Genomic DNA, 23,079 nt, shown 5'->3' on the forward strand with positions numbered 1-23,079 from the left:
AAAAACGGACAGGAAGAGAAGCTCTTCCTGTCCGTTTTAAAGTTTTTCAGATCATCAGATTACAGTAGACTCTCCAGTGGGTGGAAAATAATATAAGCCAATCCCAAAATGAATTTTTTATACCAGGGTGTCGGAACGTTCTCTGCCGTATCCTCAACAAGTTGTTCGGCGTAGTCGTTGTACGGGACACTGTTTCGGGCGATATCTTTAAGACTCTCTTCCAGTGCCGTTGACAGTTCCGGGCTGTCTATAACAACCAGATTTTCCTGACTTAAGAACGAACTGCGCGGGTCAAAGTTAAAGGACCCCACTAAACTCAAACGGCGGTCGAACATATAGGCTTTCGCGTGAATGTAGCCTTTCCCCTGAAAATGATAAAATTGCGTGGTGTCATTACTCAATTCTCTTAAATACTTACGCTGACCGGCGATGGCTGGGAAGTTAGTCGACACAGCCATCGAGTTAGTGATGAAGAAAATCTTGGCACTCGTATGCTCCAAGGAGATGTATTCTCTCATCTCTTCACTTGGCACGACATACGGGCTTTGGAAGATTACACTGTTTTCAGCTTCATCAAACAGTCTTCCAAGTGTTGCCAAGATATGCGGATCTTTTTTCCAGCGCTGGATTCCATTTGTGACCAGACTCACCTTGCGAGTCGGGTACATGTGCTCTTCCCACTCGATCGTTCTCCCGGCACCGTACTGATTGTTTTCCTCTGCTTCTTTAACGGTGGATACCAGTTTTTCATAGGTCTCATTTGCGAGCTGCTTATATCTCTCCATGATATGACTCGGCCTAACACTTGTATAGGGATGGAACCACATGGATTCAAAGTATTCAGTATATTGCTTCACGACGCTTTCGTCGTAGCGATCGGGGTCTTTATTGATGATCACCACATCGCGGTCATAAACCGCTTCTTCATTATCTTTGACAAAGAACGCATCTTCCAGATTGACGCCCCCGGTCAAGACATAACATTCATCGATGATCATATACTTGTCATGCATCCGGTTTTGCCATGTCCAGGGACGCAGCCAGTCAAACTCTTCATAAAACGCCAGATTGACATTCGGATGAGCCATCAGTGCCCAGTATTTGCCATTACTGATCCCAAACAGGTTATGCCCTTTGCCATCAAACAGGATATAGACTTCAACCCCTCTGTCTGCGGCTTTCAACAGTTTACCGTAGAACAAATCACTGGCGGCACCGTCTTCGATGGAAAAGTTGGCAAATTTTATTGTTTTCTTTGCGGACTCAATCAGGTTCAGGTGCAGTGTCAGCAGGATATCCTGGGTATCAAAAAATGCGGCCTTGTCTGGACCCTCGTCTTCATTCTCACCATAATAATCCGGCAAACCCTTTTCTTCCAGTTCTTCTCTGCTTTTCGGTTTCTTATAGTGAAGCAGGACATTAGAAGTGAAAAAAGCATACCCTAAATAAGCACCGAGACCGATCAACCCACCTTTAGCTATCTTTTTTAACATGTTCATCAACCCTCTCCGGTCCTTTCAAAGTGTTCATTAGTAACTTTAGTATAACATTTATTATTGTAACGATAAAAAATAGTGATTCTACTTGAGAGATGAAAAAACAGGAGCTGTACGCCCTCTATGTTAGAGTGATCGTCCAGCTCCTGTTTCTTTAAAGTGATTAGATATTTACCCAGCACATGACTTACACGTTTTGTCGTCAGTCGTCGTGTCCCTGCATACACAGTCCTCTGTATGTGTGAGATAATGCTCTGTCTGTTTAAGAAACTGGCTGGCTGTGTCCTGGCTGATCGAATAGTGGTTCCATGTCCCCTCTTTTCGGACAGTGACCAGACCAGCTTGCGTCAAAGCTTTGATATGATGCGAGAGTGTCGGCTGAGTAAAGTCGAAGTGCTCCAGTATATCGCAGGCACACATCGAACCGCAGGACAGCATATCAAGGATTTTGACACGTTTCGGATCGGATAAGGCCTTGGCTATTTGTGCGTAATTTTCATAAGTCATTCGTCTCGTCTCCATTCAAAGTTTACTTCATCGCTGATAGGCTTTAAGAGTCCAAATCAGCTGATTTTTTCATAACTTCTTTTTCACCCGTATCGGTGATTTACTTTTCATCCTCATCGTCTTTTTGTGCATAATACATAACGATCATCGTCCATACGATGAAAACGGCAGTGACCGGAGTTGGAGGGACGCTAATGCCCTGAAATTCCAGGAACGCCAGTAAAAAGAAAATACCTCCCGTGATATATCCATAATACCCCAAAATCTTTCGATAGCTTTCAGTATTTTTATTGTTCTTTTTCTCTTTAGGTTTCGTATTATAATAAGCGATCAGTATGTTCCATTTCAGAACATGGACAGCAAAGCCGATCGCCAGTAACGCGATACCCATGAATAAGTATGTCAGCATGGTTTTTCCTTCTTTCTCTTGAAAATAAGTTGTAGTCAGATTTATTAGATTTCTTCTATTCGAGTTTGCTTGATATATTAGACCATTCAATAAGATTTACTGAAGACTCATAAAAGGAACAGTGTATTTAAAATTACTCGTCCAAACTTACTTGGTAATCAAAGGGTTCAGTTGTTAAAGGATGACCTAAAAAAATTGGTTTACTCCGAAAAATCCATCTGCGGACGCCATTTTCCGTCAGAGGCCTTCTTCAGAAAATCATAGGTCTGGAAGGCACTCTTATTTGCTCCAAAGACGTCGGGGCCTTTTTCTTTGCTGATGGCTCCTAATTCAAATAATATCCAGGTCATGTACTTCTCAGCCCATTCTGGGTCACTGACCTGATACAGGCGTGCCAGAGCGATGGCATCTTTGTCTTCAAAGATGTCTTCAAGCGTTCTGCCTCTGTCTGTTTCACTTTTAATGTGGGCACTCAGCATATCAAAGAATAGTTCCTGATGCTCGAGTGTCGCCGGTCCTCTCCGTGTGGTTACTTTGAAGACAGCTAAAAGTTCGATGACATCTTTATAGTCCGGGAGTTTGTACCGTGTCAGGAGCTCCTTGCTGTTCGTGCGCACTTCTTCCATGGCATCAAGGAAAATTTCGAATTTCTCTAAGTTGGCTGGATACACGACCCCGGTTTCATTCAAATCTGGATCAAAATAGAGGTATTCTCGAGCCCAGGGTCTTTCATCTAATATTTCTATTAATGTCATCCCGCTTCCTTTTCCTCTCATAAAGTTTCTAGTGGTCATTCTCTAAGTAGCATTTTAGCTCTTGTATGCGTGTTGTGGCATCTTTGACTCCCAGGTCATACATGGACTGCAGTTTATCCGGATCGCGCTCCAGCCGCTTGATCGGGACAGTCATAGACGGTCGGATGACGAACGTTTTTCCTTGTTTCTCATCTTCAATGATTTTTTCGATCGTCGCGTTGTAATTTTTATATCTGTTTTTCAGTGCTTCTTTGAAAGCCGGATACTTTTTGTACCAGCGGTCGATGATAAAGTCATTGGGCTTCGTCTTTCTGTAATCGAGTGGCCGTGTCAAAATGACAATGTTTTTCTCATAACCCAAAGCCTCTGCTTTTTCCAGCGGGATACTGTCACTGACACCGCCGTCCAGATACTTCGTTCCTTTGTGCTCGATGGGTCTGGAGACAAAGGGCATGGATCCGGATGCACGTAAAGCCTCCATCTGTTTGAAGGGTTCCGTTATATGGATATATTCAGGGTGACCCGTTTCCATATTGGTAACTGTGGCATAGAAAGCGATCCCCGATCGTTTGAAAGCAGCTTCATCAAAGACATCCAGTGAAAATGGGACCGTATAGTAAGCAAACTCTTTATTCACCATATCGCCTGTTTTCAGCCAGCTTCTCATGCTGATGTAGCGCTTGTCTCTTATGTACGTTTTATTGTAGCGTAGGGCTCGGCCTTTCTGTCTGGACGCAAAGTTGATGCCAAAGAGCGCGCCTGCAGATACCGTCAGCATCCCGTCGATGTGGATCTCTTCATCCAATAACGTGTCCAGCACACCTGCCGTATAGAGACCACGCATCCCTCCGCCTTCTAAAACCATTCCTGTACTCATGTTCTCACCTTTTCGTTGATCATTTTATTAACTTATAATTTACTATACTATTTAACGATACGTACCTCTAACTATATCATTTTCAGGCATTTTATTGAAGGGACCGAATATATAATTAAAATTTATTTGAAAATAGAAAACGGAGAGCCACAAGGACTCTCCGTTAACTTTATTCACTTAGAGAAAAGAATATCCCTGTACCAAACACATCATCTAGTACTAAAAGACTCTCGTCTTCTACAGGCATATACATCGTTATTCGTCCTTCTGTCTCGCCGCCAGGAAAGAGATCGACATATCCGTATTCATTACCATTAAGTGAAGCATAATCATCCTGTGTGACTTCACTACCAGAAGAATCTATTATGGAAAACCATGGGGATACGGAATATGGAACATCCTCGTCTCCCTCATGAAGCATACCTTTAATTGTGATAATTGCCCATTCCATCCCCTCTGGTGCAGGTTCGTTGAACTGGTTTTCCTCCTGCAGAATCGTGAATGCCTCCTCGCCTCTGATCACATCGGTAATCGTCATTTCATATACAGCTTCGTATTCGGTTTCAAAATCATCGCCATAATATGTTTCTGTATATACCACCGATTGACCTAAAGGGATTGGGTTGGATCTTTTTCCGACATTATCGGCTGACTCGGTATCTTCTTCTTCAACGACTTCTTCGGCATCAACTTCCTCAGTATCAATAGCAGATTCTGTATCTTCTGCAACGTCTTCGACCACTTCATCAACAGGGGAACTATCTTGTGTTTCTCTGCTTGAACAAGCACCCATCAGTAGAGAAACGCTAGACAACATCAACACTTTTTTCCAATTCATTTTTTTCCTCCTCTAAATCATTTGTATATATATTAACACTTTACAAGCAATAAAACTAGAGTTTTTGTAAGGGTTTTCGAGTTATTTTAATCGTTATGTCTTCAACTTAAGGCCTAAATGGTTTGTTTTAATGATTGAGCCACTACCATAGTATTTCCAGGCATTCAAAGAACGCTCTTTTCCTGTCGTTTCAAAACGTTCTAAAGAAAAACCCCTCATACGACTTCTTTTTCAAGGAGTCATACAAAGGGTCAGACGTTTAATCTAATATGATCATTTTAAATTCGTTGTCTGCGTTGGCTTCTCCTTCGATGACTTGACCTTCTTCTACGAAAGGCAAGGCATCGTGTAAGGTGATGTCGGCTTTATAGATACTGCCGTCGATCATGAAGTAGTAGATGGTGTTGCCGGAAACGACAGCTTGGGAGATGTTCTCCACTTGGCCGCTGACTTCGCTTAGGTTTTCATCGACTACCTCGACGATATCTTCTTCAGCATCCTCTGAATCAGTGAGTGTTTCGCCGTTCAGCTGAGTGATCAAACCGTCCACGGTTTCGCTGGTGATGACTTTCTGATAATCCTGTGCATCGACCAGGGCATATGAACGAACTAGTCCGGAATCATCTTTCAGTGATGAAATGTAATACGGGCGTTCGTTTAGGCTGATCAGCAGCGGGAAGGTCGATTCAAAACGCATCTGCTGAAGTGACCCCTCGGCAGAATCCATGGCTGAAAATTCATCCGCCGATGTGACGGGATAAAACTCGGCTGCTTTGGTACGCATATTGACCAGATAGAAACCGATATTCGAAGCATCGTTATTAACTGAGGTCACACCTGTGTAAAGATAGACATCATCATTCATCGGGATATAGTTATACCCTTCTGTTGTTTGCGTGACGCCGCGCTTGCCAAAGAGTGCATTAAAGAAGCCGCCGCTGTACTGACCTCTATAGTTCAGCTGCTGTAGGATCAGATTGGATGAATATACACGGTCGACCCAGGTCGGCATCGTATCCAGGGTATACTCTTCTGTTTCGCCTGTCACGGCATCCAAGACGATCAGACCGGTCGGTTCGAGCTGCTTGAACCAGAAAATATTCTCATATGTCGTTGCGATGTAATGCGGGTGTCCTTCATTATCGACTTCGAAAGACGGATCTTCAAAGAGTTTGGTCGGGTGTTTGAAGCGCAAGTGACGTTTCACATTGCGGTTCAAATATTCTGAATCCGAATACTTGATGTTCTCTTCCAGGTCTTCCACTTCGACTTCTCCCGTCACCATATCGACTTTCAGGTAATTTGGGATCCCTTCACTTCGGTTATTGAGCCAGCGGATGAAACTTGCGTACTGCAGCGGTGTTACCCGGTAAGGATCGTTATCGATATTGATTTGTGTGTAGGTATCAGCCGGAACAAATTGGGAAACCAGTTCACTGATCGAACCGATGCGTCGGTCGCCCAGGCGCTGAGCCGTGTCTTTATCCATCAAGGGGATAGATGATTCGTCCATGGCCGGGAAATCGTCCTGGAAGCTCTTCTCTTCCACTTCGATCAGGTTCGCATAGTCCGTGGCACGGAACATGACGCCGTTCACCAAGTTACCGACCGCAATGACGATAACAGCCAGGATCGGTAAGGCCAACGCGCCATACTTCATCTTTTTCTGATAGAAAAACTGACCGTCTATGGACAACTCGATTCCGATGACTGCCACAGTAAACAGCAGGATGTAAAATCTAAACTCCTGCGAGTGGATATTGAGCGCTGGTGTATATATGTAAAATACAACTAACGTAAGGATAAATAGAGTGAGATATAAAGCTAAACGTTTCTTGGTTGTTTTCATAAAACCTTCCTTTTTCTGTATCGTTCATCCACTAATGGATAAACAAGTGATTTCTGGGTAGCGTTCAGTTGCTGGCAAAGCGTTTCAAGGTGAGGACGAGCTGGATGATGTAGAGATATAACGGGATGACGGCTGCATAGATACCGATGTTGAACAGTTTTACCGGTGTCCACTCCATCCATTCAAGTGCGATGCGCCCCGCTACTCCCAGCAGATGCAGCAGAGTGACGATCTTCAGTACTTTTAGTGGCTGATTCTTGTAGAGTCCATACAGGATGACGCCGAAAATAAAATAAAAGACGGCATATCTCAAGATCATCGAAAAATCGATAAAGTCGAAGGGCACCATGAACATCCCAAAGAGCCCAACATAGATAAATGTGGCGAGTCTAAACTGTTTTCTATACGTATCGATAGCAGTGAATAATTTATCCACTTCTTCTTTATCACTTAAAAACAAAGTGACGCCACCCGCGACCAGGGCGAAATAAAACAGTCCCATTTTGTCCTCTTCCTTGCCATGCAGAACGAAACACTACCTTACCTAAGTATAAACGTCTTTTGACATTAATCAATATGTGATTTAAATATAAAAAACGCCCTCCAGATCCGGCTGAGATGATCAGCCGTGATCAGAAAGACGTTCTGTCACTAGCGATATGAAAATAATTTTCGCTGCATTCCTTTTATATGTTATCACTAATCAAAGGATACTTAAGCTTTCTCGATCTCGCCCACGCCGATTGGAAGGGTCGTATGCGGACCATACTCTTTTACGGTGCCTTCAACTGTATCTGGGAGGTCCAGAGACTCTGGTACGCCATGAATGATAATCGTTCGGGAATCTAACTGCAGATCTTCTGAGCCGAATTTCTCTATAAATTTGGCTTTCAATGGAACTATAGGCACCTCAAACTCATAATTCCAGTTCCCGTCTGCATCAGAATTTGGATAATTATCATGTGGCACATTGATATCTTGAGGGGCGTTGTCAAACGGGACCATGGTCTGGCCCGCTACTTTATAGACTTCGGGCAAGTCAATAAACCCGTCACCATTTAAATCAGCCTCTTTTCCAGGCACGCGCCCCTTCTTCCCATCTAAGAACCCATGGAAGTGGCTCCAATGCATCATGTTTGGTGGCGTCCCCTTAGCTTCGATTTTGATTTTCAAGGTATCGTCTTCTTCAATAAGTTCTGCCTTGCCCGTAACGGACGTACCGATCGCCTCTGCGTTCACCGGTTTAATGTCTGCAACGTATCTTTTTGCCATACTGAACATCCTCCTTATATGATTGATCCCTTTTAAAACCTTACTAGATTCAGTTTAACACGCTTCTTTAGTAAGTTCAGGCTTTAACACTTGTGATAGCTATAGGTGTCTCGAGGATGATTTGTTTGTCAATAAGCTAACATCGATGCCGCCTATTTAATATGCTTGATCAGAAAATCTCTGATGATTCCAACGACTTCATCGGTATAAAAGATGCTTCCGCCGTGATCGGCTTCGTCCACGCAGAAAAACTCTGCTTTTAAGTCATATTCAAGGCAGACTTCATAGAGCAGGACGCTTTGCTCGAAAGGAACCACGGTGTCTTTATTGCCGTGGAGGATCAAAAGCGGAATAGTCGGTTTGTTTTTCTCCAAGTAATACTGGACGGACGCCTGCTTGACGTGTGCGTCATCGTTCCCTCTGATGAATTCTGTGAGCAGCAGGTTCGGCGGGCTCGTCGGCTTGGCGTGATCCGTCGCGGATGGCTGATTCACAATGGCCTCAAAATCAGTGACGCCGTATATATCGATACAGGCCTTGATATCTGGAAGCGGTTCGGTCGAGTTGTCCAGCATGTCTGTCTGCCAGGTCGCCCATGTCATTACGGCGGTGTGTCCGCCGCTCGAGTCGCCGGATAGGAAGAGATTTTCCATATCGAGCTGAAGTTCATCGGCGTGCGCATTCAGATAACGGACAGCCGTTTTAGCGTCATGGATATGACTCGGGAAACTGGCATCAGGTATTGGCAGATACTCCACCACCGCCAACACGAACCCGCGCTTAACGATCGGCATGAGGTCTGTGATAATGTTATTCAGATCCTGCTGGAACCAGCCAGACCCTTGGATATGTACTAGGATTGGATAAGGCCCCTCGAGTTCGTAGCCTTCCGGATAGACCAGTCGGATACGCAGGTTCCGGCCGTTTTTGCGCTGGTAAATATGGTCTTCGGGTAATATGCGCGCCCGGATATTTTGCTTGTCGCCTTGGACTGTCTGCATTCCTTCTGGGTGAGCGTTCGATTTTGGCATATTTTCGTAACTGTCGATCATGTGTAACCGTCTCCATTCTGTTAGTTAGTTTATGTACGTTTTTATAAAAGCCTCAGTGAATCAGGCTCTTATAAAAACGAGTATGTAATTAGTCCAGTTATTGCTTCTATTCGATCGGGTTAATCAGTTCAGCCAGTCCCATAAGAATCCGTCTTCCATCTGTATAAGCTGGCCGGCAATACCAAAGACTCGGATGGTGAACGACTCGCTGTTTTCATCATAAAAAACTTTTTCCTCGCTCGCAAAGAGACCCGTATTCCTGTAGTGACTGAACATCTCCTGGATCTGTTTCCCGTCTTTTTTGAATAAGCCAAAGACGATCGCTTCGTTCGAGTCATCTTTTTGCGTGATGCCCTGTTCACTGGCCAGCCAGTCATAGATATCGTCCTTATCCGGCTGGGTCAGGAACAAGATAGAACAGAGAAGCAGCAGGACAATCACCGCGCGTTTTTTTTTCATGTCATCCCTCCTGAATGGCTATATTCTTTAGTATATCTTTATTCATTATATGGATTAATGAAGGCATTTTCAATGCGTACTCGACTAAATGAGAAAAATGGCGAATGGCGAACAGATGTTTCTGTGCAAAAAATGGTGTCCGCTCCTATAGTCTGGAGCGGACACCTTTTTGAGTTCTCTATTGGTTTATTGACCAAGCATATCTTCGATCTCCTGGACTTTTTCTTCCATGGCGTTCTCACGTCCAGGACGAATATCGCCTTTCAGAACGACTTCCGTGCGGATCCCTTCATCAGCCAGGACCATCACAGCGTCTTTGACCACTTTCATTACCTCATCCCAGGGGCCTTCTATTTCTGTAAACATCGAGGTCGTTTTATTGGGCAGGCCGGAGTCTCTGATGATCTTGATCGACTTCGACACATGCGGGGCAAGAGCTTCCTCTGTTCCAATGGGCACGATAGAAACTGCAACAAGTGTATTCATGTTTTATCCCTCCTCCTTAGTTATAGTCATAGTGATAAACTATTTCTTCCTCAGTGATCTATATGCTCAGTATACAGCGTGGCTTTTTGTAGATGCAAAGGATAGCTATTGAGAGTAAAAACCAGACCAGTAGCGTGTGATGGCTGCTAGTCTGATCCTGATTTTATTCTGATTTGGTCCTGATCGATCGGATCGATCGGATCAGTAAAGGTCGTACACTTTGTCGAACAGCTCTTTTTCGTTTTCGATCTGCGCCTTGTTGCCGATGACCACCACAGAGCCTGAGTCGATAACTGTTCTGAAGTCGTCATGCAGGGCTGACAGTTTGTCTGAATCGGTCGCCAATATCTCTTCTTTCAGCTGAACGATATCCTCTTTTTTGATGTTGCGCTGCAGTCGGTTGAAAGCAGTGAGTCCTTTGCTGTGGGCAGATTTTGGCTGCTCCAGTGGACTGAGCGATCCGATGATATATTTCAGCAGCTCGGATTCAGGAAGCTCGAGACCTTTGACAAAGTCCGGGATGCCTTTATAGACGTCCAGTGTCTTACCGATATTTGGATCGCGGTAAGACCCCAGCGCCACACTGCCGTTACGGGTATGACGGTAAAGGGAGCCGTATGCCCCGCCTTTGACACGGATGGCATTCCACAAGTAATCGAAGCGGAATGCGGTCGACAGGACTTGTGATGTACCAGAATAGTCAAGCGTCCCTTTGGCGTCACTTCCGAGACCCACGTAGTTCACATCCTGTGCGGTCACGTAAGCTTCGTTTTGCTTGGGACCAGGCTGATACATGACTTTGTCTCCCAGTGGTTCATTCGGCAAGGAAGAAAAGGCTGTTTTCAGCGCTTCTTTGACTGTGTTTTTGCGTTCCGCTTCGCCGGTATATAAGACATTCAAGCGGCGCTTGTTCATCAGCTTAGTCAGTAACTGAGTCAGGCTGTCTGTCAGTTCAGTGGCATCTGTTTTCAATTCGTCGCGCACGGCTTTGAGATAATTGAACTGGTCGATACCGCTGATCAGTTCGCTCAGTTTGGCCGTCGGTTTCACTTGGCTCAAGGCCCGGTTCGCAACGATCCCGTGTGAACTGAAGTTGATCTTGTTTTCAAAGTTAGAGATCAGACGCTGGGTGATTTTTAAAAGTTCGGCTTTGTTGTCGAACTGGGTATGCAGTGATATCTCTTTCATCAGACCGATAAGATCATCTAATGAAGCTGCCAGGGCTTTTCCGCTGACTTTGAAGAACGGCTTGATGTTGCCTTCGATATCTTCATAAACAGATACACTGCCATAAATGCCACCTGTGTGCGTATCTATTTCCGTCTGCAGGGCTGCTTCGTCATAGTTGTCCGTCGCCAGTTTGCCTAGGAGATTGCTGAAGTAGCCTAAGAGTGCATACTCATTCGCTTCGAAGTCTTCGATGTTGAAGTACAGGTCGATATAATCGATGCCTGACGTGAACTGATCCGCGTGATAAAAACTGGTGTCTTCGCCGAACACTTCGTCATCAATAGGGTAGTCCTGCTCGTCTGTGGTCAAGTCTTCACGTTTCAGCGTCGGGATCTTCGCCAGATCTTCCGCTTTATCCGGTGTTTCCTGACGTTCGATCAGGGCCAGTGTCTCTTTGATGATCGTCTGACGTTCGTCTTCAGTGATGTTTGCCTTGTATTCTTGCAGCTGTTTCAAAGTTTCGGCTTCCTGCTTGTCACTCTTGCCGGGTTCGGCTTTCAATATGACTTGCGTGAAGACGGCGTTATCGATCAATTTGCGCTGGATCAGCTCTTCAAAGTAACCCTCGTCCGCTTTTTTAGCCAGTTGTTCAAGGAAATGGTTGAACTGCAGGTTCACGAACGGATCCTTGTCGTACAGCCAGGTGTTCAGTGTCTGGATGGCGTAGATGACCCCGCGCGGGTTGTCTTCTGATATCGCCGCTTCGCGTGTCTGGAAGGTGATCTTGTTCAGTGCCGCCTGGATCAGGTCTTTACTGATGCCGTTCTTAACTAAAGCCGTCAGTGTTTCTTGAACGACTTCTTTGAACTTAGGCATCTTGTCGGCGCTGGAATACTTCGCCATGATCAGGAAAGCGGTCGGATAACCGATGTCAGAAACGTCACTGTTGATATCTCCGCCGATCTCTGCGTCAAGGAGGGCCTTTTTAAGCGGTGACTGGTTGTTGCCGAACAGGATCTCGTCCAGGACTTCCAGACCAAAGATATCCAGCGTTTCATCCGGTAAAGCGCCATGCCAGCCGAGCGCCAGGTAGTCTTTCCCGGTAGGATCGTCGCCTGCTGTGATGGAATACGTATCCGTATAGACCGCTTCTTTCGGCTCTGACGGTTCGATGGACAAGTCCACCGCTTCGTCCTGTCTGCCCATGCCAGTAAAGTACTCTTCCAGTCGGTCGAATACGTCTGTGATGTTCATGTCACCATAGACGATCGTCAGAGAGTTGCTTGGGTGATAGTACATCTGGTGGAAGGCAATGAATTCTTCCTGAGTCAGTGTCGGGATCGCTTTAGGATCGCCGCCTGAGTTCTTGCTGTAAGTGGTGTTGGGATACAGCTGACTCGACACGTGGTCATAGACCTGACGTTCCGGTGAAGCCGCAGCCCCTTTCATCTCATTGTAAACGACGCCTTTATAAATCAGGTCATCTTCTTCATTTTCCAGATGATAGTGCCAGCCTTCCTGGGCAAGGATCTGCTTATCTTGATAAAGTTTTGGCTGGAAGACCGCATCTAAATAAACCCCGACCAGATGACCGAAGTCTTTTTCATTAGTGGATGCGACCGGGTAAATGGTCTTGTCCGAGAAGGTCATCGCGTTGACAAAGGTGTTGAGTGACCCTTTGATCAGTTCCACGAACGGTTCTTTGGAAGGGTATTTTTTTGAGCCGTTCAGGACGGAATGCTCGAGGATATGGGCAATACCGTTATCGTTGTACGGCGGAGTTCTGAAGCCAATCGTAAAGGATTTATTGGTATCATCGTTGGCCAGATATAAAACCTGTGCCCCCGTTTCTTCATGTTCATATAAATGACCCTCAGAATGGATATCTGGAAGGGTTTGTGATTCTATTTTTTTAAAGACCATAAGTATCTCCTTCATGTTCTCATTATTTTTTCATATACGACCATTGTACATGATTTCAGCCCTCTTTGACTAGAGGAAGAGATTGAAAGCTTTCAATCTCTCTCCTTTTCAGCTTTTGATAAGGAAAGAAACGAGGCCTGCGCCTCGTTTCAGCATCATCGCATAGGGATTTTGTTCGTTTAATCTCGTTGTTTGTGTTTCTGAGAAAAGATTTGGTGGAGAAGTGTCGGCTCAGTCTTCGGGTTATGCGTGGGTGAACACTTTTATTGGCGTAATGTCTTAGTCGCCTGACGTATGACGCATGAGTGAACAGTTTTTCCATGTAAACTGTTCACCCATGTAGCTGAGAAATCATGAGCGAGCACTTTTGTTGGCAAAATGTATCACCCACGTCATGACTGTTCATGAGTGAACATTTTCTCGCCCTAAATGTCGCGCTCATCAAAGCACTCGGCCGCGACTGAACACTTTCGTACTTAAAATGTATCACCCACGCTTTTAATTCTTCATGAGTGAACATTTATCCTTCCAAAATGTCGCACTCACTGAATCGCTGATCCACAAGTGAACACTTTCGAGTTTTAAATGTCGTACTCATGACAACTAACCCTTACGACTGAACACTTCTCTACAAAATTGTTCAACCCGCTCCACACTAGAGGCGCGGGTTGTTCCTTCTTGGCTTTTTAAAATGCAGTAACCTATTTTCTGAACGCCACACCATTGGCTTTCAGTTCTTTGATGGTTACTGGTCCGATGCCTTGAAGTCCAAGCACTTGTTTTTCAGTCTTATCTGCAAAGTCTTCAAACGTGCGAAGTCCAGCATGATGCAGGATACGAACGCGGTCGATTCTCATCCCCCTCAACGGATTGGATGGCTCGTCTCTTAGCGAATGAAAGAATTCTTGAAGCTTTAGATTTGCAGAGGGATCGATTTCTCCGTAAAAAGGCTGATGATCAGTTTTGACGATCTGATCTTTTGGAAGCAGCTTAAACGTCTCCTTCTTCAGCCATTCAAAAAGATACTCATTTTCAATAATGACATAGAGCACATCTCTTAAGGCGATGAGCAGGCTTTGATAGGAAAACGGCTGATATGAAGGGGCTTGAGTGATCTCGTCGTCATATAAGTCTTCGATCGGCCACATGTCATCTGCCAGTACCATCCCGATACTTGGATTGACTTTGACTAGTTTTTCCAAAAGAATCTTGGCTACGTCCCGTCGATCTGTCAGGACGGCAAGGATAAGGATGTGAAGCAGCAACTGATCGTCTTCATCCGCCCCTTCTGCTTTTTGATAGAACCGCCAGGCACTTTTCCAGTCGAATTTGCGGACGTAAAGGGCCATGATTTTATAGCGTGTCCCGAGTGCATCCGACTCATCTATTTTATAAAGCTCTAGAAGATGTTCGAGTGCATGATCGATCATCCCCATTTCCATAAGAAGAAAGGCCAGCTTACCTTTCAACCGTAAATAAGGGCGTTCTTCCACGTTTCTATAGCCGATTCTGTCAGTCGTTTTATGCCAGTTTTTGCGGGCTCTTTTTTCTAGAAATTTATACTGTTCGATAAGAGAGATAAGATCTGTATCCATATCCGTATCGATCAGCATACTTTGAGCATCCCAGTTTTCTGGCCAGATGCTGGTGGCTTCTTTGAGTAGCTTCCTCTTTTTACTGAAAGAAGTGGCAGACTGTGCTTCATCCAGCTTATCCATCGAGCGTGTCACATCTGTTTCTGACTGAGCGAAATCTCCCCCAGTCTCTATTTCTTCGTTATACATACGAGTAAAGAAATCAATAGCTTCCATAGGTGAATCGAACTCATCACCGTGTTCGTTCAGGAATTGCTGGACCATTCTTTGAAAGTGTTCCATACCGTTTGCCATTTGTTCAGCTCCTTAAGTTTATTAGGTTTATTATAGTAGAAAAGTTTCAGATCTTTCAAATTTTTCATGACTTAATCAGACAAGCATCAAGACGAGCAAGGCGTAACACGCAAAGGTGATCAAAACGCTCAGCATGGTCCCGATGACGAAGTATTCTGAAAAGTACGGGTCTTCGGCGATCAGTTTGTAGCGGGCAAAGGCTTTGATGGACAGGATCGCGACCACTGACAAGAGACTGCCGAAGAAAAACGACAGCAGAATCAGCAGGCGTTCAAGGTTCCCGATCATCGCACCGGCTCCTTTGAAACCTGAATCCTGTTCCGTCTGTGAAGCCAGCACCGCGTCTTTTTTCGGGTCATACTTGGAACTGACCGCCCGAATCACTAAGTTCGTCGGCTTCATCAAAAGCAAAAGGACCAGGCTTAATGAAATCAGCACCCGGTACGGCTCTTGTGTGATCAGCAGGCTGACCGGCAGCGGTGCGTACTGAAGCAGGGTCAGTCCTCGCAGCAGGATCTGCAGCAGGATCAGTGTCACAGCACTCAACACGATGTATGTACTCGCATGCTTGAGCAGTCTGTTCCAGGGGTAGTGGCTGCCGGATTCTTTCCTGTTCAGTGCATAAAGACTGACCATAAAAATAAGGAGGAAGACTATCCCGATCCCCACTAGAATCCATGGATCATCACTCACAGTCACTAATTCATTCAATATGAAAATCCAGAGCAGGTAGAGCATCTGCTGGATAACGAACTGGACGATGGACCTGTTTTTTACATAAAATAGGTGCAGCGCGTGTTCACTGCTCAAGTTACTCGTGAAAAAGAAGTTCAGCGGGTTTTTGATTTTATTTTCGAATAAGATATACCCAAAAAGTAAACCCGAAACGATCACGAGCCACTTCAAAGTGAAACCGTCGCTGCCGTCATGCAGACCGTAAAGGATCACACTGGTAAAAAGCAGGCCCCAGACGAAGTGAAGCGATTGAGACACGGCGTATTTTTCTTTTGGATCCCCCGTACGTGTGGGCTGAAAGTAAAAGTAACTCACGACATGGGCGATCAGCGTTTCAATGATCATTTAGCCGCTCTCCCCTCTTCGATCTTTTCGGCCAGCAGCTGGCGTGACTGGATGTACTGTTTGATCTGGGTCGAGATGATGCGCTTGCTGACGGTCTGGGCACTGAAGGATTTCCCAAGGCCTTGTTTCAATGCATCGGTGACCTGCTGATTGCTGACATTCCCGTAGCCCCCGGCCTTCAACACATAATAGACCGTCTCTTTCTGCGTGGCGGTCCACTGGTTACGGATGACACTCTGAAGCCTTACGATACTGTTATAGAAGAGGTCATCCGGGTGTTCTGTCCTGATTTTTTCATTGAGCAGACCGTAGTCGTTATCTTCATGGACGGATTCGATGGCTTCCCTCGCATGCCAGTATGCCGGACCGTCTGCGCCGATACTCACTTCTTTATCCTTGATCGGAGTGATGAGCTCCCCTATCCCGATCCCCCATCGGAGCGATATCTCTTCATCCAGCTGCGCTATAGTCATGAGCTGGAGTTCCAGTGTGATGCGGTCAATAAGTAAAAAGGCCGTTTCCATCTCGCTGACGATGCACTGGAATTCATCTCCTAAAGTGATGGTCAGTTTCGACTCGATCTGTTCTGAAAATTCCTCGTTCATTTTATCGAGTATATCTGACAGGATCTGCTGGGTCTGTGCCCGTTCTTTCATCTTCTTTGACGCAATGATGTCGGCGATCAAAGCGATTTTTGACTGATTTTCCACTGTGTTCTCCCCTTCCACTATTCACTTCTTAAATATAAACCATATATAGTTGATTTTCAAGTTTCAACCATTTTTAGTTTATTGAGTAGTTGAAAACTGAGCTAGCGACTATATATCAAGCGCTTATTTGGATAACAACTTTCCCGCCTCCTAGAATAGGACGTACCCACGTAGAGTGTAGCTTGACTACGGCTAATGATAGGCTCATTGAACGTACTCACGGGAAATATAGCTTGACTACGGCTAATGAGTGGTTCATTGAGCGTACTCACGGATAATGCAGCTTGAGCACGGCTAATGAGTGGTTCATTGAGCGTACTCACGGATAATGCAGCTTGAGCACGGCTAATGAGTGGTTCATTGAGCGTACCCACGGAGAATATAGCTTGACTACGGCTAATGAGAGGCTCATTGAGCGTACCCACGGGAAATATAGTTTGAGCACGGCTAATGATAGGCTTATTCAGCGTACTCACGGATAATGCAGTTTGAGTACTCCCATTGAGAGACTCATTGAGCGTGCTGAAATGATATATAGACTCAGTGCTGCCAATATACAGGGAAGATCGCACTCAATAATAGGATCAGGTCGATAAGGTCTAATAAGGTCTGGATTAGGCCGCTGCCTAATCCCACATCACAAATTGCTTCTATGTCTTTAACAAGTCATTTTAATAGAAATATGTAAGAGGTATTGATACACTTTAACTGTCCATTGGTTAAAATGGATATAAAATCATAAAAGGAGTCGAACGTTAATGACAGAGAGAAAATTAACTGATCCGCGTACGAAGTATTACAATGAGAAGTTTCCTGATCAAGAACAAGATACTCCCGCACTGCAGAACGAAATGGACCCGCAACCAGATTCAGGAGAAAAATCTTATAAAGGCCACAACCGTCTGGAAGGACGCAATGCCCTGATCACAGGTGGCGATTCCGGTATCGGACGTGCGGCGGCGATCGCTTATGCCCGAGAAGGCGCCAACGTGGCCATACAGTTTTATCCTGGCGAAGAAAAAGATGCCAACGATGTCAAAGAGATCATTGAAGCGGAAGGAAGAAAAGCCCTGCTTCTCCCATACGATCTGCGTGACGATCATGCCGCGACAGAAATCGTAGAGAAAACTGTGGAAGCATTCGGCCTGCTGGATATTTTAGTCCTGAATGCCGCGCAGCAGATCGCTCAGCCGGATCTGGAAAGTTTATCCATGAAACAGGTCAATGATACATTCAAAATCAACATCATCAGTATGTTTGAAACGGTGAAAGCGGCCGAAAAACATCTGGAACCGGGAAGTGCGATCATCACGACCACGTCTGTCCAGTCATTCAGTCCGAGCACGAGCCTGCTGGATTATGCGGCCACGAAAGGATCGATCAGTAACTTTACCGTTACGCTATCCGAGTACTTCGGCCCTAAAGGTATTCGTGTGAATGGCGTGGCACCTGGCCCTGTATGGACGCCGCTTCAGTTGGACAATGGCAAACTGCCTGGCGATATCCCGACTTTCGGTCAGAATACACCACTTGGACGAGCCGCTCAGCCGGTCGAACTGGCTCCCCTCTATGTTTTCTTTGCATCAGACGAAGGAAGCTATGTGAATGGACAAATCTACGGTATCACTGGTGGGAAGCCGATTGCCCTGTAATCCTTATATTAGCTAAGAATAGAAAAGAAAAGACCTTTAAGTCAATAGGATTTAAAGGTCTTTTCCTATACAGTCTTAAACCTTATATAGTTGAAAACAACGATTCAACCATAAAGTGTTTACTTTTTTTCAGGGCATAGACCTCACAGTAAACTCTATCAGTACAGACAATGTGGCGAGTACAACCATTAAGGATGTGGTGGATAATAAAAGTGTTTTGACCAGCTGTTTCTTCGATGCTTCTTGGGTCTGCCTAAAGAAGAGGCAAACAATTATTCCCATGACAGTTGACAGAATCCAGAAAATTATACCCTTTACAGTAACTAAATGTTCCCAATCAACCATCCAGAAGTAAAAAATAAGAGTATGTATAAAGATTAGTACAAAGGCTCCAGTGTTCAAGAGATGTGTTTTCAAAGTATTCCCCGGCTTTCTCTTTGTGATGCTTATAGTATAGTTGAATTATATTAAGAATGATTAAAAATTTAAAAAAAGACCCTGTGAATTCATTAGAGAATTCATAGGGTCCGGTATTATTCAGTTTTCATAAGGAACCGTTTTGAGTGTGATAGTGGATGCATTCTGTGTCAGTTTAGCAACAGGACATCGCTTGTCTGCCGACTGAACGATCGCATCGGCACGGTCGAGTTCCATCCCTTCGATCGCCGCAAAAACATAAACCTGGAAGTAATACCCCACGCCGCTGTCTTCGCGTCTGAGTTGGATCTTGGCCGTGACTTTACTTCTGTTCGTCAGGCCGCGAGCCTTTAACAGGGATTCGATTGTCGCATTCAGACAGGTGGTCAGTGCCAGACCGAACAACTCTTCCGGATTCGTTCCCGGCTTAGAGTTTACCGGACTGGAAACTGTGACGGATAACTTATCATCACCTTCGACATAAGCTGTCCCATCGACCCCATCCTCATTATGAACGGTTGCTTCAAACAAATACTCTGCCACTTGTCTCACCTTCGTTTCTTAGGATTTAACTTGAGAAACGTCGACACCGTCGATTTGTTCAAGTTGTGGTAATAAGGCTCTTAAAATACGTCCGCCGTATACAAAGACGTCCATCATAGGGCTAGCGTCTTCACCAGTGATGCCTAGGTGACGCATAACGATTTCACCGTCGCCTGAGACAACGAAACGATAGTAGCCGGAACGCATGGCATTGATTTCGTTCAAGGCTGTTGTGATTTCAGGCATTTTGTTGCGGTCTGTAACCTGACCGATCTTGTTGTATGTGATCTGATAGTTTACACGAGGCTGTTCTGAATCATGAATGATCACGCCGCATGCGACAGCTTTCTTATCTTGGATACGCAAAGCCGTCTGGAAAACGATTTGTTTCTGTTTCACTTGTTCGCCGTCTTGTGTACGGATCGGTGTTTCGATATCTTTCGTTTTGAATTGGATCTTTCTATCTTGCGCTAAGTGCTTAAAATTATCTGTAATTTTGCTCATTATATAAATCCTCCAATAATTATAGTTTCGCGTGTCTGTGTTCCACACAAAAATTATTATAACATAAAACGCTTACTAAATATAGACATCTTGAAGGATTGACTCATGGTTTTTTAATGATGCTATATTAGGGGGCTATACCGGGCTGTTTCTATTATAATTGGGTGAGCGAAGAGGGCTCTTCGCTTCCTTCTTATTAATGGCTTCTCGAATGCCAGGACCTCATCGAGATGCTATTATATTACGTGATAATAGAGATTCAGATTAAATAATAGTGTTGAGTTACCGTTATACCCTCTTATAGTAGTAGCTTACCTTCATTTTGTAAATTGACTTCTTGTTATAACCTCTTATAAAGGGAACTCGCTGTCTAGACTAGAATCGACTTCCTGTTATCACAGTTTATAATGGCAACTTAAAGGATTAGAACAAATCGAGCTACTATTATATCGGCTGATAGTGGCAACTCAAAGTCGTTATTCATTTAACTAACTGTTATACCCGTCTTTCAAATAGGGTGACTGAGAGCCCGCTCTCAGTCGTCTATCTTAGCTCTGCCGCCCTCTTTTTCCGGATAACAGAAAAACACCGGATCCTCGAAAGGTTCCGGTGTTTCAATAGCATACTATTTGTTTTTACGTACGCGTTCTGGAATACGAGCTGCTTTACCACGTAGGTTACGTAGGTAGTATAGCTTCGCACGACGTACACGACCTTGACGAGTTACAACAATTTTTGCAACACGTGGGGAATGTACTGGGAAAGTACGTTCAACGCCGACACCGCCAGAAATCTTACGGACAGTGTACATTTCGCTGATACCTTTACCACGACGGCTGATTACGACGCCTTCAAAAAGCTGAATACGTTCACGTTCACCCTCAACAATACGCGCATGAACAGTAACGTTGTCTCCTGGACGGAAGTCCGGTAAGTCAGAACGTAATTGTTCTTTTGTGATATCTTCGATCAATTGATTCATCTTTACATCTCCTCTCGCGCAACACTCATAAAGAGCACGTCCCAGCGGAATATTGCGAAAATAAGAGTGGTTGCCCACTCAATTATTAACTTTACCATACTACTAATTAGGTGTAAAGGACTTTTACTTACTTTCTCTAAAAATACTCCCGTTTACTGACTTATTCGCCGGTCTCGTCTGCTTCGTTTTGCCACTTTTCGATCAAGGATTTATCCCTGTCTGACAAGTCATAAGACTCCAGCATATCGGGTCGGCGTTCAAAGGTGCGTTTCAGCGATTCCTCATGACGCCAGGCTTCTATGAGCCCGTGATTGCCGTTCATCAGGACTTCCGGTACTTTCATGCCTTTGTATTCAGCCGGCCGGGTATAATGCGGGTGCTCAAGCAAACCGCTGGAATGCGAATCGGTCTGAGCAGACGATGCGTTCCCTAAAACTTCCGGAAGCAGGCGCACGGTCGCATCGATCATGACCATGGCGGCCAGTTCGCCTCCTGTGAGGACATAGTCGCCCAGAGAGACCTCATCCGTCACGAGCGAGCGGATACGCTCGTCATAGCCTTCATAATGCCCACAGAGGAAGACTAGGTGCTCTTCTTCTGAAAAGTCTTCCGCCATCGCCTGATTAAAAGGTTTGCCGGCCGGATCCATCAAGATCACGCGTTTTTTCGTTTCAGGATCACGTTCGTTGATCGAATCCATTGCTTCAAACAGAGGTTCCGGTTTTAAGAGCATCCCTGCTCCGCCACCATATGGCGTATCATCAACGACCTGGTGCTTCCCTTTACCGAACTGGCGGAAATTCACTTTATTGACTTCAACGATATCCTTTTCAATGGCTCGCTTGACGATCGAATGACCGAGCGGCCCGTCAAACATTTCCGGAAAAAGTGTCACAACATCTATTTTCATCAATCTAACCCTTCCATCACATGTACACGAACGACTTGATTTTCGATATCCACGTCAAGAATCACCGGTTCGATATAAGGAAGCAGTAAGTCTTTCTTGTTCGGTCTCTCTACGACCCAGACATCATTGGCGCCGGGCGACAGGATCTCTTTGATCTTGCCGATCTCTTCACCCGAATCATCATCGATGACGGTACTCCCGATAACTTCGTGAATGTAAAATTCATTCTCAGGCAGCTCCAAAAGCATATCTTCGCTCACGCGCAAGGTCCCGCCGACGAACTGTTCCACATCATTGACATTGCCGTATCCTTCAAAAGATAACAGGTCAAAAGTCTTATGCGTACGGTGGGACTTGACGGTCAGTGCTTCCTGCTCGCCCTTTTTACCGAACCAGATCAACGGCGCCCCTTCATAATATCGTTCTTCAGGATTGGTCGTCGTTGATAGCACGCGCACTTCCCCTTTGATCCCGTGGGTGTTGACGATTTTTCCAACATCATAATATTCCATCGTTTATCTCCCTTTTTCTCAATATCGATACAAAAAAAGGATGAACTCAAAGAGCCATCCCCGTTTTACTGTTCAATTCACTAGTCGACGATCGTCAGACGGACACGTTTAGGTCCATCGAACTGGATACTGTAAACGATGGAACGGATCGCCTTGGCAATACGCCCGCGCTTACCGATCACACGACCGACATCATCCGAATGAACAGATAACAAATATTCATGAAAGTCATCTGTGTCTTTCAAATCAAGTTTAACGTCTTCAGGATGACTTACCAATGGTTCGACAATGGTTCTGATTAACTCTCTCATCTCTGTATCAGTCATACTACCATCCTTTGCTTAAATGCTCTCTATATAGAATGAAGAAAAGACATGGAACAGTAATAATAATATTAGCGCTCCATCCTTTTCTTCTTAAGTGATTCATTTAATTCGAACGATTATTTGCTGTATTTCTCGTCGTGGAATCGTTTGATGATTCCTTTTTCTGATAATAAGTTTTTAACTGTATCAGAAGGCTTAGCGCCATCTCTCAACCATTTCATAACGAGTTCTTCGTCAACTTTAACTTCAGCTGGTTTTGATACAGGGTTGTAAGTTCCAACTTGTTCAATAATGCGTCCATCACGTGGAGCACGAGAATCAGCGACTACCAAACGGTAAAACGGATTTCTTTTTGAACCCATACGTTTCATGCGGATTTTTACTGCCATTATACTTGCACCTCCTGTTGATATGATGATAAGGCGTTCTTTTCATTTTAAAGACCCTTTTGCTTGAGTTTA

General features: G+C 44.9%; 24 protein-coding genes. 1 reads left to right on the forward strand and 23 read right to left on the reverse strand.

What is annotated here, in order from left to right; genetic code table 11:
• Positions 1–59 precede the first annotated feature (59 nt).
• The 16 genes from BMX84_RS04255 to BMX84_RS04330 form a co-directional block, all read right to left on the reverse strand.
• On the reverse strand, positions 60–1,499 hold the full coding sequence (locus tag BMX84_RS04255; RefSeq protein WP_091487515.1) for a phospholipase D-like domain-containing protein: 1,440 nt from the start codon (positions 1,497–1,499) through the stop codon (positions 60–62).
• 168 nt (positions 1,500–1,667) lie between these two features.
• Complete coding sequence (locus BMX84_RS04260; RefSeq protein ID WP_091487517.1) at positions 1,668–2,003, reverse strand: ArsR/SmtB family transcription factor; 336 nt, start codon at positions 2,001–2,003, stop codon at positions 1,668–1,670.
• Between the two features lie 100 nt (positions 2,004–2,103).
• Positions 2,104–2,412 (reverse strand): DUF3784 domain-containing protein, encoded by a 309-nt coding sequence (locus BMX84_RS04265; RefSeq protein ID WP_091487519.1) that lies wholly within the window; start codon positions 2,410–2,412, stop codon positions 2,104–2,106.
• Positions 2,413–2,612: 200 nt separating this feature from the next.
• Entirely contained in the window at positions 2,613–3,167 is a 555-nt protein-coding gene (locus BMX84_RS04270; RefSeq protein ID WP_091487521.1) for a hypothetical protein, read from the reverse strand.
• A 28-nt stretch (positions 3,168–3,195) separates the two neighbouring features.
• Positions 3,196–4,044, reverse strand: coding sequence for a patatin-like phospholipase family protein (locus BMX84_RS04275; protein WP_091487522.1), 849 nt, complete (start codon positions 4,042–4,044; stop codon positions 3,196–3,198).
• Positions 4,045–4,213: 169 nt separating this feature from the next.
• Entirely contained in the window at positions 4,214–4,882 is a 669-nt protein-coding gene (locus tag BMX84_RS04280) for a hypothetical protein (RefSeq protein ID WP_091487524.1), read from the reverse strand.
• A 259-nt stretch (positions 4,883–5,141) separates the two neighbouring features.
• A complete protein-coding gene (locus BMX84_RS04285) occupies positions 5,142–6,731 on the reverse strand; it encodes a hypothetical protein (RefSeq protein ID WP_091487526.1) in 1,590 nt (529 codons plus the stop codon).
• A gap of 64 nt (positions 6,732–6,795) precedes the next feature.
• Positions 6,796–7,233: a hypothetical protein gene (locus BMX84_RS04290; protein WP_091487528.1), complete on the reverse strand. Its 438-nt coding sequence runs from the start codon at positions 7,231–7,233 to the stop codon at positions 6,796–6,798.
• A gap of 212 nt (positions 7,234–7,445) precedes the next feature.
• Positions 7,446–8,003, reverse strand: a complete 558-nt coding sequence (locus BMX84_RS04295) for a hypothetical protein (RefSeq protein WP_091487529.1) — start codon at positions 8,001–8,003, stop codon at positions 7,446–7,448.
• Between the two features lie 152 nt (positions 8,004–8,155).
• Positions 8,156–9,055, reverse strand: a complete 900-nt coding sequence (locus BMX84_RS04300) for an alpha/beta hydrolase (protein WP_091487531.1) — start codon at positions 9,053–9,055, stop codon at positions 8,156–8,158.
• 123 nt (positions 9,056–9,178) lie between these two features.
• On the reverse strand, positions 9,179–9,514 hold the full coding sequence (locus tag BMX84_RS04305; protein ID WP_091487532.1) for a hypothetical protein: 336 nt from the start codon (positions 9,512–9,514) through the stop codon (positions 9,179–9,181).
• 186 nt (positions 9,515–9,700) lie between these two features.
• Positions 9,701–10,000 (reverse strand): MTH1187 family thiamine-binding protein, encoded by a 300-nt coding sequence (locus BMX84_RS04310; protein ID WP_091487534.1) that lies wholly within the window; start codon positions 9,998–10,000, stop codon positions 9,701–9,703.
• Between the two features lie 201 nt (positions 10,001–10,201).
• Entirely contained in the window at positions 10,202–13,093 is a 2,892-nt protein-coding gene (locus BMX84_RS04315; protein WP_091487535.1) for an insulinase family protein, read from the reverse strand.
• 701 nt (positions 13,094–13,794) lie between these two features.
• Positions 13,795–14,982, reverse strand: coding sequence for a helix-hairpin-helix domain-containing protein (locus BMX84_RS04320; RefSeq protein WP_091487537.1), 1,188 nt, complete (start codon positions 14,980–14,982; stop codon positions 13,795–13,797).
• A gap of 75 nt (positions 14,983–15,057) precedes the next feature.
• Positions 15,058–16,062, reverse strand: coding sequence for a hypothetical protein (locus BMX84_RS04325; RefSeq protein WP_091487538.1), 1,005 nt, complete (start codon positions 16,060–16,062; stop codon positions 15,058–15,060).
• Positions 16,059–16,772: a SatD family protein gene (locus tag BMX84_RS04330; RefSeq protein ID WP_143058668.1), complete on the reverse strand. Its 714-nt coding sequence runs from the start codon at positions 16,770–16,772 to the stop codon at positions 16,059–16,061. Before BMX84_RS04330 ends, BMX84_RS04325 begins: the two co-directional genes overlap by 4 nt.
• 758 nt (positions 16,773–17,530) lie before the next feature.
• On the opposite strand from BMX84_RS04330, the gene BMX84_RS04335 reads away from it, so the two are divergent.
• Positions 17,531–18,424, forward strand: a complete 894-nt coding sequence (locus BMX84_RS04335; protein WP_091487541.1) for an SDR family oxidoreductase — start codon at positions 17,531–17,533, stop codon at positions 18,422–18,424.
• Positions 18,425–18,961: 537 nt separating this feature from the next.
• Here BMX84_RS04335 and BMX84_RS04345 read toward each other — a convergent pair.
• The 7 genes from BMX84_RS04345 to rpsP form a co-directional block, all read right to left on the reverse strand.
• Positions 18,962–19,384, reverse strand: a complete 423-nt coding sequence (locus tag BMX84_RS04345) for an OsmC family protein (protein ID WP_177165460.1) — start codon at positions 19,382–19,384, stop codon at positions 18,962–18,964.
• 18 nt (positions 19,385–19,402) lie between these two features.
• Positions 19,403–19,888 carry a hypothetical protein gene (locus BMX84_RS04350; RefSeq protein WP_091487546.1) on the reverse strand — a complete coding sequence of 162 codons (486 nt, stop codon included), beginning with the start codon at positions 19,886–19,888 and terminating at the stop codon, positions 19,403–19,405.
• Between the two features lie 625 nt (positions 19,889–20,513).
• Positions 20,514–20,870 (reverse strand): 50S ribosomal protein L19, encoded by a 357-nt coding sequence (rplS, locus tag BMX84_RS04355; protein WP_091487548.1) that lies wholly within the window; start codon positions 20,868–20,870, stop codon positions 20,514–20,516.
• 160 nt (positions 20,871–21,030) lie between these two features.
• Positions 21,031–21,780: a tRNA (guanosine(37)-N1)-methyltransferase TrmD gene (trmD, locus tag BMX84_RS04360; protein ID WP_091487550.1), complete on the reverse strand. Its 750-nt coding sequence runs from the start codon at positions 21,778–21,780 to the stop codon at positions 21,031–21,033.
• Entirely contained in the window at positions 21,780–22,292 is a 513-nt protein-coding gene (gene rimM / locus BMX84_RS04365) for a ribosome maturation factor RimM (protein ID WP_091487552.1), read from the reverse strand. Before rimM ends, trmD begins: the two co-directional genes overlap by 1 nt.
• 80 nt (positions 22,293–22,372) lie before the next feature.
• Positions 22,373–22,618, reverse strand: coding sequence for a KH domain-containing protein (locus BMX84_RS04370; RefSeq protein ID WP_091487554.1), 246 nt, complete (start codon positions 22,616–22,618; stop codon positions 22,373–22,375).
• A gap of 116 nt (positions 22,619–22,734) precedes the next feature.
• Complete coding sequence (gene rpsP / locus BMX84_RS04375) at positions 22,735–23,007, reverse strand: 30S ribosomal protein S16 (protein ID WP_091487555.1); 273 nt, start codon at positions 23,005–23,007, stop codon at positions 22,735–22,737.
• Positions 23,008–23,079 lie beyond the last annotated feature (72 nt).

It is taken from the genome of Alkalibacterium putridalgicola, assembly GCF_900109825.1.
Classification (GTDB): Bacteria; Bacillota; Bacilli; order Lactobacillales; family Carnobacteriaceae_A; genus Alkalibacterium; species Alkalibacterium putridalgicola.